This is a genomic window from Kitasatospora sp. NPDC088160 (assembly GCF_044741445.1).
Lineage (GTDB): Bacteria > Actinomycetota > Actinomycetes > Streptomycetales > Streptomycetaceae > Kitasatospora.
On sequence record NZ_JBIUSS010000001.1, the window covers coordinates 124,494 to 142,145 of the forward strand.

A 17,652-nucleotide genomic window follows, 5' to 3' on the forward strand; every position below is an offset into this window, starting at 1 on the left:
ACCGCGCCGGGGCGGCGCTCAGTCCTCGGCGCCCGGTGCTCCAGTCTTTGGTGTCCGGCCGTGGGTGTCCGGCCGTGGGTGTTCGTCGGCTCGTGTCCGGCCGTGGGTGTTCGGGGGTGGGTGTCCGGCCCGCCGGTGTTGTGCTCGGAATGTTGCGGAACCGAGGCGGATGGGTGCGGAACCCGTGCCGTAGGCTGACCGCTTCTGGATCGACCCGGGGGGAACCACTCATGCGCCGTGCCGCGGCCGCCGTCGCGCTGTTCGTCGGCCTGACCGCCGTCGCCGCCTGCGGGCCCGACGACCCCGCCCCGGCGCCGGCCGCCGCGCCCGGCTCGACCGCGGCCTCCTCGGGTGGGGCGGCGGGCGCGTCCACCAGCCCGGGTGCGACGCCGTCCGGAACCGCCGCCGGGAAGAACGCCGCGCCCCGGCCCGACGGCAGCATCACCGTCGCGTTCGCCGGAGACGTCCACTTCGAGGGCCGCACCGAGGCCCGGCTCGCCGTCCAGCCGCCGGAGCAGGCCCTCGGCCCGCTCTCCCGGACGCTCGCCGACGCCGACCTGTCCGTCCTCAACCTGGAGACGGCGATCACCGGGCGCGGCGCCCCCGAGCCGAAGACCTACACCTTTCGCACCTCGCCCAAGGCGCTCTCGGCGCTCAAGGACTCCGGCGTCGACGTCGTCTCCATGGCCAACAACCACGCCGTCGACTTCGGCGCCGACGGCCTCACCGACACCCTCGCCGCCAAGGACTCCTCGCCGATCCCGGTCGTCGGCGTCGGCCGCAACGCCAAGGAGGCGTACGCCCCGTACGTCACCACCGTGCGCGGTGTGAAGGTCGCCGTCGTCGCCGCCAGCCAGGTCGAGGACCTGACCAACCAGAAGTGGCGGGCCGGTGCCAACAAGCCGGGAATCGCCTCCGCGCTGGACGTCCCCGCGCTGGTCAAGGCGGTCGAGGCGGCCAAGCAGCAGGCGCCCGTCGTCCTCGTCTACCTGCACTGGGGCGACGAGGGCAAGGCCTGCCCCACCGGCCCGCAGACCGCCATCGCCAAGAAGCTCGCCACCGCCGGCGCCACCGCCGTGGTCGGCACCCACGCCCACACCATGGTCGGCTCGGGCATGCTCGGCAACACGTACATCGGCTACGGCTTCGGCAACTTCCTCTGGTACGGCACCTCCAACTACGCCTTCTCCAACGAGACCGGCGTCACCACCCTCACCCTCACCCGCGACGGCAAGGTCACCGGCGAGGCCTTCGCCCCGGCGACCATCGACGACAAGGGCGTCCCCGTCCCGGCCACCGGCGCCACCGCCGAGGCGGCCCGCAAGCGCCGCGACGCCCTCCGGGGCTGCACCGGCCTCGCCCCGGCCCCGGCGGCTCCGTCGGCTCCGTCGGCTCCGGCTCCGTCGGCTCCGGCGACGGGCGCGACGGGCGCGACGGGCTGATCCGCCTCCGGGGGCGCGTGGCCCTCTCGTGAGTGACCGGGAGCCGTCCTCAGCTCCCGGTCGCCGTCCGGCAGTTCGCCGCCCTCCAGCCGCCGCGGCACCGCGGCCGTGGGGGGTTCGGTCCATGGTCTCGGCGAGACGAAACGTCTCGTGCCGGTGCGCCCGGAAACGGCGGCGATCGGACCGGAGTCGAGGGGGTGGCGGTGAGTTGACGACTGCACAGGGCATCGGCGCAGCCGAACATATGTGTTAGGTTAGGCTTACCTAATATTGCTGGTCGGAGGGGATGTCCGTGCAAAAGTCCGAATTCGCCGGTGCCGTCGCGATGGTCACCGGGGCCGGGCAGGGCATCGGTGCGGCCGTGGCCCGGGCGCTCGTCGCCGAGGGTGCCGTCGTCGCCGCGGTGGACCGCAACCCCGGCCCGCTCGCCGCCCTCGCGGCGGAGTCGCCCGCCGTGCACCCGTACGTCCTGGACGTCACCGACGGCCCGGCGGTGGACGACACGGTCGACCTGATCGAGCGCCAACTCGGGCCGATCGCCGCGCTGGTGAACGTCGCCGGGATCCTGCGCACCGCACCCGTCGTCGAACTCACCGACCAGGACTGGGCGGAGACCTTCGCGGTCAACACCACCGGCGTCTTCCACACCGGCCGCGCGGTCGGCCGCCGGATGGCCGACCGCGGCCGCGGCGCGGTGGTCACCGTCGGCTCCAACGCCGCCGGGGTGCCGCGCGCCGGCATGGCCGCGTACGCGGCGTCCAAGGCGGCGGCCACCATGTTCACCCGCTGCCTCGGGCTGGAACTCGCCCGTTCCGGCGTGCGGTGCAACATCGTCTCGCCCGGCTCGACCGACACCGGGATGCAGCGCGCGCTCTGGGGCGAGGACGCCGAGGCCGCCGAACGGCTGGTCATCGACGGCGACTTGGGTGCCTGGCGGGTCGGCATCCCGCTCGGGCGGATCGCCGCACCCGCCGACATCGCCGAGGCGGTGGTCTTCCTGGCCTCCGACCGGGCCCGGCACATCACCATGCACGACCTCTACGTCGACGGCGGCGCGACCCTGCGCGCCTGAACGCCCTCGCCGTCCCCGCGCCTTCCTCGCCGCTTCCCTCCGCTCCCCTCCGCGCCCCGGGCAACCCCCGGGCGTCGGCCATGCCCTGACCTCCTTCCCCGACCTCCTTCCCTGACCTTCCTCCCCGACCTTCCTCCCCGACGTCCAGACCGTCCAGACCGTCCCAGACTGGAGACTTCACGGTGACCACGGTGCACCACGCCCCCGCCGGGGGTGTCGTCGAGCACGCCGCTCCCGCCCCCGCTGCCCCGGCCCCCGCCGGGCCCGCCGACGCTTCCGCCCCGGCCCCCGACCACGCCGTCATCGGCGCGGCCAGCGGCCTGCTCGGCCAGTACCGGGCCGCGGCCGACGAGGCGTTCTTCGCCTCGCCGACCCGCACCCTGCTCACCGCCGGGGTGCACGCCCGGGTTCCGCAGGACGGGCGCCCGCTGCCCGTCCGGGTCGCCGCGACGCTGGCCGAGGCCCGTCGCGCCGGGGTCGAACGGCCGCTGGTGGTCGGCGCGGTGGCGTTCGACCACGACAGCCGGGTCGAACTCGCCGTCCCCGAGAGAGTCCGCAGAGCCGGGGCGCTGCGCGACGACCCGCTGATCGCGCTGCCCGCGCCGCCGGCCGAGGTGGTCGACTGGCAGGTGCGTCCGATCCCCGAGCCGGCCGCGTACGGCGCGGGCGTCGCGGCGGCCGTCGAGCGGTTGCGCGGCGGCGAGTTGAGCAAGGTCGTGCTGGCCCGCACGCTGGAGCTGAGCGCCGACCGCCCGCTGGACCTGCCCGCGATCCTCCAGCGGCTCGGCCGCCGCGACCCGGGCGGCTACACCTTCGCCGTCCCTGCCGGCGGCGGGCGGACGCTGATCGGCGCCAGCCCCGAACTCCTGCTCTCCCGGCGCGGAACGGCCGTCCTGGCCAACCCGCTGGCCGGTTCGGTGCCGCGCAGCGCCGACCTCGGCGAGGACGTCCGGCGCGCCGCCGCGCTGCTGGAATCGCCCAAGGACCTGCACGAGCACGCCGTCGTGGTGGACGCGATCCGCGCCGCGCTGGCGCCGTACTGCCGCACCCTGGACGTGCCGGCGCGGCCGACCCTGGTGCGCACCGCCGCGATGTGGCACCTGGCCACCACCATCACCGGCGAACTGGCCGATCCGGCGGTCTCCGCCCTGGAGTTGGCCACCGCCCTGCACCCGACCCCGGCGGTCTGCGGCACGCCGACGGCCGTCGCCCGGCGGGTGATCGGCGAGGTCGAGCCCTTCGACCGGGGCCTGTACACCGGCATGGTCGGCTGGGGTGACGCGGACGGCGACGGCGAGTGGGTGGTCACCATCCGCTGCGCGGAGGCGGACGAGCGGACCCTGCGGGTGTACGCGGGTGCGGGCGTCGTCGACCGGTCCCGGCCTGAGGACGAACTCGCCGAGACCAGTGCCAAGTTCCGCACCTTCCTGGACGCCGCGGGGGTGTCGCAGTGACGGCGACGGAGAGCTTTCTGACGCAGAACCAGTCCGCCGTTGTGGGCCGGACCTCCGTTCAGGAGTCCGCCTTCACCCCGTACCCCGCCGAGTTCGCCGAGCGCTACCGGGCCGCCGGGTACTGGCGCGGCGAGACCTTCGGGCGAATGCTGCGTGAGCGCGCCGCCGCGCACGGCGAGCGGATCGCGATCGTGGACCCGGCGGGGGAGGGGCGGCGCTGGACGTACGCCGAACTCGACCGCCGCGCCGACCGGATGGCCGCCGGGCTGCTCGCCCGGGGGATCGGGCGCGGCGACCGCGTGGTGGTCCAACTGCCCAACGTGGCCGAGTTCTTCGAGGTGGTCTTCGCGCTGTTCCGGATCGGCGCGCTGCCGGTCTTCGCGCTGCCCGCCCACCGAGCCACCGAGATCGGCTACTTCTGCTCCTTCACCGGGGCGGCCGGCTACGTCGTCGCGGCCGTCGACAACGGCTTCGACTACCGCGAACTGGCCTCCCGGGTCAAGGCGGAGAGCCCGGCGCTGCGGCTGGTCCTGGTGGCCGGGGACGAGCCGGGCGAGCACCTCCGGCTGGCGGACGTGCCCTGCGACGGGCCCGGGCCGGTCGAGGAGCCGGAGCCCGGGAGCGTCGCCTTCCTCCAGCTCTCCGGCGGCAGCACCGGCGTGCCCAAGCTGATCCCGCGCACCCACGACGACTACATCTACTCGCTGCGCGGCTCGGTCGAGCTGTGCGCGCTCGACGAGGACAGCGTCTACCTGTGCGCGCTGCCCGCCGCCCACAACTTCCCGCTCAGCTCGCCCGGTTCGCTCGGCACCCTGTACGCGGGCGGCCGGGTGGTGCTGTGCCCGCGGCCCAACCCGGAGACGGCCTTCCCGCTGATCGAGCGCGAGGGCGTGACCATCACCGGGCTGGTGCCGCCGCTGGCCCTGCTCTGGCTGGACGCCGCCGAGCGCGACGCGGGCGGCCCCGGCGCGGGGGACCTGGACAGCCTGGAGGTGCTGCTGGTCGGCGGTGCCAAGTTCAGCGCCGAGGCTGCCCGGAGGGTGGGCCCGGTGCTCGGCTGCACGCTTCAGCAGGTGTTCGGGATGGCGGAGGGGCTGGTCAACTACACCCGCCTGGACGACCCGGAGGAGCTGATCACCACCACCCAGGGCCGGCCGATCTCCCCCGACGACGAGGTCCGGGTGGTCGACGACCAGGACCAGGACCTGCCCGACGGCGCCACCGGCCACCTGCTCACCCGCGGCCCGTACACCATCCGCGGCTACTGGAACGCGCCCGAGCACAACGCCAACTCCTTCACGGCCGAGGGCTTCTACCGCACCGGCGACCTCGTCCGCCGCACCCCGACCGGCCACCTGGTGGTCGAGGGCCGGGCCAAGGACCAGATCAACCGGGGCGGCGAGAAGGTCGCCGCCGAGGAGATCGAGAACCACCTGCTCGCCCACCCCGCCGTGCACGACGCGGCGGTGGTGTCGATGCCCGACCCCTACCTCGGCGAACGCACCTGCGCCTACGTCGTCCTGCGTACCGAGCATCGCGAACAGCCGCCGAAGAGCATCGAGTTGAAGCGCTTCGTACGGCAGCGCGGACTGGCCGAGTACAAGGTGCCGGACCGGGTCGAGTTCGTCGACGCCTTCCCCGCCACCGGGATCGGCAAGGTCAGCAAGAAGGACCTGCGCGCCGCCATCGCGGCCGCACTCCCTACTCACTGAAGGAAAGACCACCGTGGGCCTGCCCCGCATTCCCTCCTATCCCCTGCCCGCCGCCACCGAACTGCCCGCCAACCGGGTCGAGTGGACGGTCGACCCGGACCGCGCCGTGCTGCTGGTGCACGACCTGCAGAACCACTTCCTGGACGCCTTCGACGCCGCCGCCGCGCCGGTGCCCGAACTCCTCGGGAACGTCGGCCGGTTGGCCGGGGCGGCGCGTGCCCACGGCATACCGGTGCTCTACTCGGCCCAGCCCGGCGGGCAGAGCCCGGCCGAACGTGGCCTCCAGCAGGACTTCTGGGGCCCGGGCATCCCGGACGACCCTCGTGCGACGGCGATCGCCGACGCCGTCGCCCCCGCACCGGGCGACACGCTGCTCACCAAGTGGAAGTACAGCGCCTTCGTGCGCACCGATCTGGACCGGCTGCTGCGCGAACAGGGCCGGGACCAGCTGGTGATCACCGGCGTGTACGCGCACATCGGGGTACAGGCCACCGCCTGCGACGCCTGGATGCGCGACCTGCCGGCCTTCGTGGTGGCCGACGCGGTCGCCGACTTCGGCCCGGACGAGCACCGCGCGGCGCTGTCCTGGGTGGCCGGCCGCTGCGGGCAGGTCACCACCACCGACGCCGTCCTGGCGATGCTGGAAGGGAAGTGACGGGCATGGCCTTCACCGTGGAGCGGATCCGGGCCGAGGTCGCCGACCTGCTCGGCGAGGACCCGGCGGACGTCCCGCTGGACGAGAACCTGGCCGACTGGGGCCTGGACTCGGTCCGGCTGATGGCGCTCGCCGAGCGCTGGCGGGCCGAGGGCGCCGAGGTGGCGTTCGTGCAACTGGCCGAGCGCCCGGCCGTCGAGGCCTGGGCCGCACTGCTCGGCGCGGCCTGATGGAGACGGTGCTGCTGGAGGCCGCCGGGCCGCAGGCGCCCCCGCGCACGGACCGGGCGGCGAAGTACCCGCCGACCACCGTCGTGGGGCCGGTCGAGGCGCAGGCCGCCCGGACCCCGGACGCCCCCGCCGTGCTGCTCGCGGGCGGCGCGGCCGTCACGTACCGGGACCTGAACGCCGCGGCCAACCGGCTGGCGCGCGCCCTGGCCGCGCGCGGCGCCCGGCCGGGGGCGGTGGTCGGCCTGGCGCCGGCCCGCCACCCGGCGCAGCTGCTGACCGCGCTGCTCGCGGTGGCCAAGTCCGGCGCGGCGTACCTGCCGCTGGACCCGGCGGACGCACCCGGGCGCCGGGAGCGGCTGCTCGCGGAGACCGCGCCGGTCTGCGTGCTGGGGGAGGGGGTGCCGGAGGCGCTGGCCGGGCTGGACGTGGACGGCGAGCTGGCCACCGACCCGCCCCGGGCGCTCACGCCGCAGCACCTGCTCTGCGTCGGGTACGGCCCGGGCGGGCGACCGGACGCCGTCGGGCTCACCCACGCCGAGGCCGACCGCCGGGTGCGCGAGCTCCAGGCGGCCCACCCGCTCGGCCCGGGTGACCGGGTGCTGCAACTGGGCCTGCCGCTCTGGGAGTTCCTCTGGCCGCTGCGGACCGGCGCCGCCGTGGTGCTGGCCGACCCGCAGCGGTCGGGCGAGGTCGGGGAGCTGGTGAGGGAGCTGGGCGTCACAGCGGTGCGGGCGTCGTCGGCGGCGCTGCTGGGCGACTGACGGGGGCGGGGCGAGGGCGGCGAACAGATGACAACGTTCGGTGAACAACTTTCAGATAACAGATGATGAAATCTGTTATCTGAAAGTTGTCATCTGTCAGTCGTCAGTCGTCAGTCGTCAGTCGTCGATCGGCGGCCGTCGGTCGGCATGCGTCGGCTGTCAGGCGTGTGCCGCCAGGTCGGCCGCCGTCCAGGCCATGGCGACCGCGCCGTCGAGCACCGCCCGGTCGGCCTCCGCCCCCACCGCGGCCTCGGCGAACGCGGCCTCGTGCGGGGCGCAGGCACCACCGGTGATGTCCAGCACCGGGTGGATGGCGGGCACGGCGTGGGAGACGTTCCCCATGTCGGTGCACGCGAACGGCCCGCTCTCGACCGGCTCCGGCCGGCCGAGCGCCGCCGCGTTGGCCCGCCAGAGGGCGAGCAGGGCGGGGTCGGAGCGCATGTCCAGGTAGTCCGGTTCGGGCCGGTCGAGCGTCACCTCGCAACCGGTGGCGAGCGCCCCGGCCCGGAAGCAGTCCTCGACCCGGGCCCGCAACTGCGCGAGGTCCTCGGCCGCCGAGGCGCGGATCTCGTACTCCGCGCTCGCGCTGTCGGGGATCAGGTTGGGCGCGGTGCCGGCGGCGGTGGTGATGCCGTGCACCCGCCACTGCGGCGGCAGGTGCTGGCGCAGCAGCCCGAGGGCGACCTGGGCGACGGTGAGGGCGTCGGCGGCGTTGCGGCCCTGGTGCGGGTTGAGGCTCGGGTGGGCGGCGCGGCCGGTGTAGCGGACGGAGAGGGTGCCGAGCGCGAAGGAGCGGAAGTCGGCGACCTCGACCGGGCAGGGGTGCACCATCATCGCCGCGTCCACGCCGTCGAAGGCGCCCGCCTCCAGCAGGAGTGCCTTTCCGGCTCCGCGTTCTTCGGCCGGCGCGCCGATCACCCGTACGGTGAGCCCGAGTTGGTCGGCGTACGGGGCGAGGCCGAGTGCCGCGCCGAGGCCGGCGGCGGCGATCAGGTTGTGCCCGCAGGCGTGCCCGAGGCCGGGCAGCGCGTCGTACTCGCAGACGAGTGCGACGGTGACCGGCCCGCTGCCGAGGCTCGCGGTGAACGCGGTGTCCAGTCCGTGCGCGGGCGCGGTGACGGCGTAGCCGTGGGCGCGCAGGAGTTCGGCGCACCAGGCGGCCGCGCGGTGCTCCTCGAACGCGGTCTCGGGGTGGGCGTGGATGCGGTGGCTGAGCGCGAGCAGTTCCGCGCGGTGCGCGTGGACGCGTTCGCGGACGGCCTGTTTGGTCGCGGTCAGGGGCATGGGCGGCGCCTCCGTGATGTCAGGGCCCCCGCGCTGGGGGGCCGTTGACCAGATCATATGAAGTTAGATTAGGCTAACCTAACTAGGCGTTTCGTTCGCCGGACCCCGAGGAGCACCCCGAACCATGCCTGCCGTCGAAACCCAGGCCGTCGATGTCCCGCTGCTCGCCGCCCAGGCCGCCATCTGGTACGCGCAGTCACTCGACCCCGACAGCCCGGTCTACAACACCGGCGACGCCGTCGAGATCACCGGCCCGCTCGACGAGGCCCGGTTCGAGGACGCGCTGCGGCAGGCGGTCGACGAGGCCGAGGCACTGAGCGCCGTCGTCGTCACCGGCCCGGACGGCACGCCCCGCCAGCAGCCGCGCCCCGGCCGCCGCTGGCCGCTGCACCACCTCGACCTGCGCGCCGCGCACGACCCGGCCGCCGAGGCCGAGGCCTGGATGCGCGCCGACCTCGCCCGCCCGGCCGACCTCGCCGAGGGCCCGCTGTTCACCCACGCGCTGATCCGCCTCGCCGAAGACCGGTACCAGTGGTACCGGCGGATCCACCATCTCGCCGTCGACGCCTACGCGTTGAACCTCCTCGGCGAGCGCCTCGCCGAGCTGTACACCGCGCACGCCACCGGCACCGAGCCCGCCGCACGCCCGTTCGCCACCCTCGCCGAGGTCGCCGCCGAGGAGGCCGCCTACCGGGACGGCGAGGAGTACCCGGCCGACCGCGCCTACTGGGCCGACCGCCTGGCCGGAGCCGACACCCCGGCGACCCTGCCGGGCAGCCCGGCGCCCGCACTGTCCGCAACCCCGGCCCAGGCCCCCCTGCGCCTCACCGCCGAGCTGCCCGCCGGCACCCGCGACCGGCTGGAGCGCGCCGCCGCCACCGCCCGCGCCACCTGGGCCGAACTGCTCCTCGCCGCCACCGCCGGCTACCTGCACCGCCTGGCCGGCACCGAGGACGTCGTGCTCGGCCTGCCGCTCGCCAACCGCCGCGGACCGGCCGCCCTGCGCACCCCCGTCGCCGCCGCCAACGTCCTCCCGCTGCGCCTGGCCGTCCGTCCCGCCGACAGCGCCGAGGCGCTGCTGCGCCGGGTGGTCCGCGAACTGCGCGCCGTCCGCCGCCACCAGCGCTACCCCCTGGAGGACCTGCGCCGCGACCTCGGGCTGACCGGCGAGCGGCGCGCCCTGTTCGGCCCGATGGTCAACATCAAGGCCTTCGAGGGCGATCTCGACCTGGCCGGCCTGCCCGGCGTCGTCCGCAACCTCGCCGCCGGGCCCGTCGACGACCTCGCCGTCGGCGTCTCGCCCGCCCCCGGCGGCGCGCTGCGCCTCGTCCTGGACGCCGACCCCGCCCGCCACGACACCGCCTCACTCGCCGCCCACCGCGACGGGCTGCTGCGCTACCTCGACGCCCTCGCCGACCTGCTGCTCACCGCCCCGCAGACGCCCATCGCCCGGATCGACCTGCTCGACCCGGACGGCCTGCGCCGCGCCACCGCCGGCCGCACGGAGCCGCCGCTCGGCCGGACGCTGCCCGAGCTGTTCGCCGCACAGGCCGCCCGCACCCCGGCCGCCGTCGCCGTCCGCAGCGGCAAAGTCGCCCTCACCTTCGCCGAGTTGGACGCCGCCGCCAACCGCCTCGGCCACCGCCTGAACGCCCTCGGCGTGCGCGCCGGTGCGCCGGTCGCGCTCGCCCTGCCGCGCGGCGTGGACACCCTGGTCGCGATGCTCGGCGTGCTCAAGGCCGGCGGCGCCTGCGTCTCCCTCGACCTCGCGCACCCCCGGCAGCGCCTGGCCGCCGTCCTGGACGACGCCCGCCCGGTCTGCGCGGTCGGCACCGCCGAGGCCCTCGCCCAACTGGACCTGCCGGCCGGCCTGCCCGCCGTGCTGCCCGGGGACGCGGACGCCGAGCCCGCCACCGCACCCCCGGCCCCCCGGCCCCACCACGCCGCCTACGTGCTGCACACCTCCGGTTCCACCGGCCGCCCCAAGGGCGTCGTCGTCACCCACGCCTCGCTGGCCAACCTGTACGCGGGCCACGGCGAGGACCACATCGCCCCGGCCGTGCGCCGCACCGGCCGCGAGCGCCTGCGTGTCGCGCACAGCGCCTCGTTCGCCTTCGACGCCTCCTGGGACCCGGTGCTGTGGATGGTCCACGGCCACGAGCTGCACCTGCTCGACGACGCCACCTACCGCGACCCGGCCGCCCTGGCCGGCCACCTGCACCGGGAACGCGTCGACTACCTCGACGTCACCCCCTCCTACCTCGAAGTCCTGCTCTCCGAAGGCATCCTGGACGAGGAGTGGCACCGCCCGGCGGTCATCGCGGTCGGCGGCGAGGCCACCCCGCCCGCCCTCTGGCAGCGCCTCACCGCCGCACCCGGCCTGCACCCGATCGACCTCTACGGCCCGACCGAGACCACGGTCGACGCCTACGCCTGGACGCCCGGCCCGGACGGCGCCCCGGTCGGCCGGGTGGTGCGCGGCTCCCGCGCCTACGTCCTCGACGGCTCGCTGCGCCCCGCGCCCGACGGCGTCGCCGGCGAACTGTACGTCGCCGGGGCGTGCCTGGCCCGCGGCTACCTCGGCCGCCCCGACCTCACCGCCGAACGCTTCCTCGCCGACCCGTTCGGCCCGCCCGGCGACCGGATGTACCGCACCGGCGACCTCGCCCGCCGCCGACCGGACGGCACCCTGGAATTCCTCGGCCGCGCCGACGACCAGGTGAAGATCCGCGGCTTCCGGATCGAGCCCGGCGAGATCGCCGCCGTCCTCGCCCAACTGCCGGGCGTCGCGCAGGCCGTGGTGATCGCCCGCTCCGGTCCGCAGGGCAAGCGGCTGCTCGGCTACGTCGTGCCCGAGGTGCTCTCCGAGGCGGCTCCCGAGGCAGCCTCCGAGGCGGTTTCCGAGGCGGTCTCCGAGTCCGAGGCCATGCCGGAGGACACCGCCGAACCCGCCCCCGCCCCCGCCCCCCGCGTCGCCCTCGACCCGGCCGCGCTGCGGGCCGCCCTCGCCGCCCGGCTGCCCGGACACATGGTCCCGGCCGCCGTCCTGGTCCTCGACGAACTGCCGCGCACCGCCCACGACAAGCTCGACCACCGCGCCCTGCCCGAGCCCGCCGCGGCCGAGCCCGGCACGGCCCCGGCCACGCCGCAGGAGGAACTGGTCTGCGGGCTGTTCGCCGACGTCCTCGACCTGCCGCAGGCACCCGGGCGGGACACCTCCTTCTTCGACCTCGGCGGCCACTCGCTGCTGGCCGGCCGCCTCGCGGCCCGGCTGCGCGAGACCTTCGCCGCCGCCGTCGGGTTCGCCGACGTCTTCCGCCACCCGACCCCGGCCGCGCTCGCCGCCCTGCTCGACGCGCACCCCGGCGGCGAGCCCGAGGCCCGCCCCGCGCTGGTGCCCGTGCCGCGCACCGACCGGATGCCGCTGTCGCCCGCCCAGCGCGGCCTGTGGTTCCTGCACCGGCTCCAGGGCCCCAGCCCCACCTACAACATCCCGCTCGCCCTCACCCTCACCGGCCCGCTCGACCGGACCGCCCTCACCCTCGCCCTCGGCGACCTCGCCGCCCGGCACGAGGTGCTGCGCACGGTCTACGGCGAGGAGCCGGACGGCACGCCGTACCAGCGGGTGCTGCCCGCCGAGCCCGTCGAACTGCACGACGGCACCGAGCTCGCCGAAGCCGTGCGGCACGCCTTCGACCTCACCGGCCGGCCGCCGCTGCGCACCACCCTGTTCACCCACGGCCCGGCCGAACACACCCTGCTCCTGCTGCTCCACCACATCGCGAGCGACGGCGCCTCCACCACCCCGCTGGTCCGCGACCTGTCCGCCGCCTACACCGCCCGGTTGGCCGGCCGCGCACCGGAACTCCCGTTGCCCGCCGTGCAGTTCGCCGACCACGCGGCCTGGCAGCGGCAGCTGCTCGGCACCGCCGAGGCGCCCAGCCCGCTCGCCGCGCGGCAGTCGGAGTACTGGCGCACCGCCCTGGCCGGCCTGCCCGACCAGCTGGAACTGCCCACCGACCGACCGCGCCCCGTCGTCGCCGGCCACCACGGCGCCACCGTGCCCTTCACCCTCGACGCCGAGGCCCACGCCGCCCTCGCCGCGCTCGCCCGGGCGGCCGGCGGCACCGTCTTCATGGCCGTCCAGGCCGGACTCGCCGCCCTGCTCACCCGGCACGGCTGCGGCACCGACATTCCCGTCGGCACCCCGGTCGCCGGCCGCGACGACCCCGAAACCGCCGACCTGGTCGGCTACTTCGTCAACTCCGTGGTCCTGCGCACCGACACCTCGGGCGACCCGACCTTCCGCGAGCTGCTCGGCAAGGTCAGAGGCACCGTCCTCGCCGCCCACGAGCACGCCGACCTGCCCTTCGACCGCCTGGTCGAGGAGCTCAACCCGCCGCGCTCCCTCGCCCGCCACCCGCTGTTCCAGGTGATGCTTGCCTGGCAGAGCCGCCCCGACGAGCTCCACCCGCTGGGCGGCGGCCTCACCGCCCGGATCGCCGCCGTCCCCAGCGGCACCGCCAAGTTCGACCTCACCCTCAACGCGGGCGAGCTCCCCGACGGCGGCATCGGCGGCTTCCTGGAGTACCGCACCGACCTCTTCGACGCCGCCACCGTCGAAGGGCTCGCCACCCGCCTCGCCCGGCTGCTCGCCGCCGCCGCCACCGCCCCCGACACCGCGATCGGCCGGCTCCCGCTGATCGGCGAGGAGGAGCGGCTGCGCGCCCTCGTCGAGTGGAACGGCACCCCGTACACGTCGGCGCTGCACACCTCGGCGCTGCACACCTCGGCTCCGCACACGTCGGCCCCGGACGCCACCCTGGCCGGGCTGTTCGAGGCCGCCGCAGCCGCCAACCCGCGGGCCGTCGCCGTCAGTTGCGGTGACGAGCAGCTCGACTACACCGAACTCGCCACCCGCGCCGACCGCTTGGCCCGGCTGCTGGCCGCCAACGGCATCGGCCCCGGCACCATCGTCGCCCTCGCCCTGCCGCGCTCGCTCGAACTCGTCGTCGCCCTCCTCGCGGTGGCCAAGTCCGGCGCCGCCTACCTGCCGCTCGACCCCGACTACCCGGCCGACCGCCTCGCCTACATGCTGGCCGACGCCGCCCCCGCCGCCCTGCTCACCGACCGCGCCACCGCGCCCCGGCTGCCCGCCCACCAGGTGCCCCAACTGCTCGTCGACGGACCGGAGTCGGCCACCCACCCGGCCGCCCCGCTGGCCCAGCACGAGCGCACCCGCCCGCTGCGCGCCGAGGACACCGCCTACGTCATCTACACCTCCGGCTCCACCGGCCGCCCCAAGGGCGTCCCCGTCACCCACCACAACGTGGTCCGGCTGTTCAGCTCCACCGACCGCTGGTTCGGCTTCGGCGCCGACGACGTCTGGACCCTCTTCCACTCCTACGCCTTCGACTTCTCCGTCTGGGAGCTGTGGGGGGCCCTGCTGCACGGAGGCCGCCTGGTCGTCGTCCCGCACCTGGTCAGTCGCGACCCGGCGGCCTTCCTCGACCTGCTCGCCCGCGAACGCGTCACCGTGCTCAACCAGACCCCGTCCGCCTTCTACCAGCTCAGCGCCGCCGACCGGGACCGCCCCGGATCCGAACTCGCCCTGCGCTACGTGGTGTTCGGCGGCGAGGCGCTCGAACTGGCCCGGCTCGACGACTGGTACGCCCGCCACCCGGAGGACGCGCCCACCCTGGTCAACATGTACGGCATCACCGAGACCACCGTGCACGTCTCCTACATCGCCCTCGACCGGGCCACCGCCGCCGCCGGAAGCAGCAGCACCATCGGCGTCAACATCCCCGACCTGCGGGTCTACGTCCTGGACCAGCACCTCCAGCCCGTCCCGCCCGGCGTCACCGGCGAGATGTACGTCGCCGGGGCCGGCCTGGCCCGCGGCTACCTCGGCCGCCCCGACCTCACCGCCGGACGCTTCGTCGCCGACCCGTACGCCGAACTGTTCGGCGAACGCGGCACCCGGATGTACCGCTCCGGCGACCTCGCCCGCCGCCGCGCCGACGGCGTCCTGGAGTACTTCGGCCGCGCCGACCAGCAGGTGAAGCTGCGCGGCTTCCGGATCGAACTCGGCGAGATCGAGGCCGTGCTGGCCGCCCACCCGGGCGTCGCCGACGCCGCCGTGGTCGTCCGCGAGGACGCCCCGGGCGACAAGCGACTGGTCGGCTACGCGGTCACCACGGCGAGCCCCGAGGACCCGAGCGCCGTCGCCGCCCCCACCCCCGAGGACCTGCGCGCCCACGCCGCCGCCGGACTGCCCGCCCACATGGTGCCCTCCGCCGTCGTCCTGCTCGACCGGCTGCCGCTCACCGCCAACGGCAAGCTCGACCGCCGCGCCCTGCCGGCCCCCGACGCGCCCGCCACCGGCGCCGGACGCCCGCCGCGCACCCCGCGCGAACAGCAGCTGTGCGAACTCTTCGCCGAGGTGCTGGGCGTCGCGGCGGTCGGCGTCGACGACGACTTCTTCGCCCTTGGCGGCCACTCGCTGCTGGTCGTCCGCCTCGCCGGGCGGATCCGCGAACTGCTCGGCCTGGACGTCGGCATCGGCACCCTGTTCCAGTCGCCCACCGTCGCCGCCCTCGACACGGCCCTGGCGGCCGGCTCGCAGAGCGCCGACGCGCTGGACGTCCTGCTCCCGCTGCGGCCCGCCGCGCCCGGACGCCGTACCCCGCTGTTCGCCGTCCACCCCGCCGGCGGCCTCAGCTGGTGCTACACCGGCCTGATCCGCCACCTGCCCGCCGACCTGCCGATCTACGGCCTCCAGGCCCAGGGCGTCGGCGCGGCCACGGCGGCCCGGCCCCTGCCGCAGACCCTGGACGAGCTGGCCGCGCACTACGTCGACCGGCTGCGCGAGGTCCAGCCCGAGGGCCCGTACCGGCTGCTCGGCTGGTCCACCGGCGGGATCATCGCGCACGCCGTCGCCGTCCGGCTCCAGGACCTCGGCCACGCCGTCGAGTTGCTCGCGATCCTGGACGCCTACCCCGCCGAGGGCTTCCGCGACCTGCCCGTCCCCGACCAGGCCGAGGCGCTGGAGGCGCTGCTCACCATGGGCGGCTACGGCCCCGAGGACCTCGCCGGGCGGCCGCTCGAACTCGCCGCCGTCACCGAGCTGCTGCGCCGCGAGGGCAGCCCGCTCGCCGGACTCGACGACGCCACCGTGGCCGCCCTCAACCGGATCTACCTCAACACCAACCACCTCGTCCGGGGCCACGACCACCGCCCCTTCGACGGCGACGTGCTGTTCTTCCGCGCCACCGTCGACACCATCGACGAGACCCTGGTGCCCGAACTCTGGACCCCGTACGTGTCCGGCCGCATCGACAACACCGACGTCGCCTGCTCGCACAAGGACATGACCCTGCCCGCCCCGATCGCGCACATCGCCCGCGTGATCACCGACCACCTGGAGAAGTCCTCCGATGAGTGACGCCCCCGCCAACCCCTTCGACGGCGACGGCGAGTTCCTCGCCCTCGTCAACGACCAGGGCCAGCACTCGCTCTGGCCGGCCTTCGCCGCCGTCCCGGCCGGCTGGAACGTCTCCCACGGCCCGTGCGAGCGCGCCGACGCCGTGCAGTGGATCACCGCCCACTGGACCGACCTGTGACCCCTCCGGCCGTCGAGGCCGCCCCGGCGCGCCCCCTGCTCGCGGGGCGCGCCGCGGTGGTCGTGGTCTACACCGCCGCGATGTGCATGAACGGCCTGGACTCGACCATCGTCAACCCCGCGCTGTTCACCATCGCCGAGGACTTCGGGCGGCCCGTCTCGGCCGCCAACGCCGTCGAGACGGCCTTCCTGGTCGGCCTCGCCGTCGGCCTGCCGGTGGCGGGCTGGCTCGGCGACCGGTTCGGCGTGAAACGGGTCTTCCTCGGCTCCCTGGCCGCGTTCACCCTCGCCTCCGCCCTGTGCGCCGCCGCCCCCGGCCTCGGCTCGCTCGCCGCCGCGCGGGCCGTCCAGGGCGTGGCCGGCGGGCTGCTCACCCCGGTCGGGATGACCCTGCTGTTCCGGGCCTTCGCCCCGCACGAGCGGGCCGGCCTGGGCCGGATCCTGATCGTCCCGACCGCCCTGATGCCCGCCCTCGGCCCGCCGCTCGGCGGCCTCCTGACCGAACACCTCTCCTGGCACTGGCTGTTCCTGGTCAACGTGCCGGTCGGGGTCGCGGCCGTCGTGACCGGGCTCATCGGCCTGCGCGCGGCGGACGAGCCCCCGGCCGGCCGCTTCGACACCACCGGCTTCCTGCTCGCCACCCCCGGCCTCGGACTGCTCACCTACGCGCTCGGCTTCGGCCCGGCGCACGGCTGGTCCTCGCCGGGAGTGGCGCTCAGCGGCGTGGCCGGTCTCCTCCTGCTCGTCATCGCCGTGCGCCACCAACTCCGCTCCGCCGAACCACTGGTGGATCTTCGGCAGCTCGCCGACCGCACCTTCGGCACCGCCACCTGGCTGGCCCTGCTCACCTCGGCCGGCCTGATGGGCGCCCTGTTCGTCCTCCCGCTGCTCTACCAGGCCGCCCTCGGGGCCTCGGCCCTCGACGCCGGGCTGAGCGTCTTCCCCGAGGCGATCGGCCTGATGGCCGCCTCCCAGGTGGTCGACCGCCTGCTGCCCCGGTTCGGTCCCCGCCGCCTCGCGCTGCCCGCGCTGCTGCTCGCCGCCCTCGTCCTGGCCGCCCTCGGCTTCGCCGAGAACCCCTGGGCCGTACGGGCGTTGATGTTCGCGGTCGGGCTCGTCCTGGGCACCGCCGTGCTCACCGTCCAGATCGCCGGCTTCGCCGACGTCCCCGGGCCCGCGATGGGCCGCGCCATGGGCCTGTTCACCATCGTCCGCACCCTCGGCGGCGCCCTCGGCATCGCCGCCACCGCCGCCCTCATCGGCGCCCTGGACACCGACGGCGGCTCACTCGGCCCCTACCGCCTCGCCCTTCTGCTCACCGCCGCCCTGGTCGCCGCCGGCACCCTCCTCACCACCCGCCTCCCCCGGGAGGCGCCGGCACCACCCCTCGCCGACTGAACAGCCACGCCGCACCCCGC

General features: G+C 75.6%; 11 protein-coding genes. 10 read left to right on the forward strand and 1 reads right to left on the reverse strand.

All coding sequences use genetic code 11. The features are described 5' to 3' along the window. The first annotated feature begins 230 nt into the window (after positions 1-230). The 7 genes from ACIOGZ_RS00515 to ACIOGZ_RS00545 all read left to right on the forward strand — a co-directional run bounded on the left by ACIOGZ_RS00515 (position 231) and on the right by ACIOGZ_RS00545 (position 7,326). Positions 231-1,442 (forward strand): CapA family protein, encoded by a 1,212-nt coding sequence (locus tag ACIOGZ_RS00515; protein ID WP_400984186.1) that lies wholly within the window; start codon positions 231-233, stop codon positions 1,440-1,442. A gap of 286 nt (positions 1,443-1,728) precedes the next feature. Continuing rightward, positions 1,729-2,514, forward strand: a complete 786-nt coding sequence (locus tag ACIOGZ_RS00520; protein ID WP_400984189.1) for a 2,3-dihydro-2,3-dihydroxybenzoate dehydrogenase — start codon at positions 1,729-1,731, stop codon at positions 2,512-2,514. Positions 2,515-2,816: 302 nt separating this feature from the next. Next, positions 2,817-3,968 carry an isochorismate synthase DhbC gene (dhbC, locus tag ACIOGZ_RS00525; protein WP_400984476.1) on the forward strand — a complete coding sequence of 384 codons (1,152 nt, stop codon included), beginning with the start codon at positions 2,817-2,819 and terminating at the stop codon, positions 3,966-3,968. A 41-nt stretch (positions 3,969-4,009) separates the two neighbouring features. Beyond that, positions 4,010-5,680: a (2,3-dihydroxybenzoyl)adenylate synthase gene (locus ACIOGZ_RS00530; RefSeq protein ID WP_400984478.1), complete on the forward strand. Its 1,671-nt coding sequence runs from the start codon at positions 4,010-4,012 to the stop codon at positions 5,678-5,680. 13 nt (positions 5,681-5,693) lie between these two features. After that, complete coding sequence (locus ACIOGZ_RS00535) at positions 5,694-6,335, forward strand: isochorismatase family protein (RefSeq protein ID WP_363579580.1); 642 nt, start codon at positions 5,694-5,696, stop codon at positions 6,333-6,335. A 5-nt stretch (positions 6,336-6,340) separates the two neighbouring features. Then, positions 6,341-6,565 carry a phosphopantetheine-binding protein gene (locus ACIOGZ_RS00540; RefSeq protein ID WP_063349844.1) on the forward strand — a complete coding sequence of 75 codons (225 nt, stop codon included), beginning with the start codon at positions 6,341-6,343 and terminating at the stop codon, positions 6,563-6,565. Next, positions 6,565-7,326, forward strand: a complete 762-nt coding sequence (locus tag ACIOGZ_RS00545; RefSeq protein ID WP_363627600.1) for an AMP-binding protein — start codon at positions 6,565-6,567, stop codon at positions 7,324-7,326. Before ACIOGZ_RS00540 ends, ACIOGZ_RS00545 begins: the two co-directional genes overlap by 1 nt. A gap of 159 nt (positions 7,327-7,485) precedes the next feature. Here ACIOGZ_RS00545 and ACIOGZ_RS00550 read toward each other — a convergent pair whose 3' ends face one another. Beyond that, positions 7,486-8,610 (reverse strand): amidohydrolase, encoded by a 1,125-nt coding sequence (locus ACIOGZ_RS00550; protein WP_363627599.1) that lies wholly within the window; start codon positions 8,608-8,610, stop codon positions 7,486-7,488. A 124-nt stretch (positions 8,611-8,734) separates the two neighbouring features. On the opposite strand from ACIOGZ_RS00550, the gene ACIOGZ_RS00555 reads away from it, so the two are divergent. The 3 genes from ACIOGZ_RS00555 to ACIOGZ_RS00565 are packed head-to-tail and all read left to right on the forward strand — an operon-like array spanning position 8,735 to position 17,632. Beyond that, on the forward strand, positions 8,735-16,057 hold the full coding sequence (locus ACIOGZ_RS00555; protein ID WP_363627598.1) for an amino acid adenylation domain-containing protein: 7,323 nt from the start codon (positions 8,735-8,737) through the stop codon (positions 16,055-16,057). Next, positions 16,050-16,235, forward strand: coding sequence for an MbtH family protein (locus tag ACIOGZ_RS00560; RefSeq protein WP_063349847.1), 186 nt, complete (start codon positions 16,050-16,052; stop codon positions 16,233-16,235). Before ACIOGZ_RS00555 ends, ACIOGZ_RS00560 begins: the two co-directional genes overlap by 8 nt. Then, on the forward strand, positions 16,232-17,632 hold the full coding sequence (locus tag ACIOGZ_RS00565; protein ID WP_363579576.1) for a DHA2 family efflux MFS transporter permease subunit: 1,401 nt from the start codon (positions 16,232-16,234) through the stop codon (positions 17,630-17,632). The genes ACIOGZ_RS00560 and ACIOGZ_RS00565 overlap by 4 nt, the downstream gene beginning before the upstream one ends. The last annotated feature ends 20 nt before the right edge of the window (positions 17,633-17,652 follow it).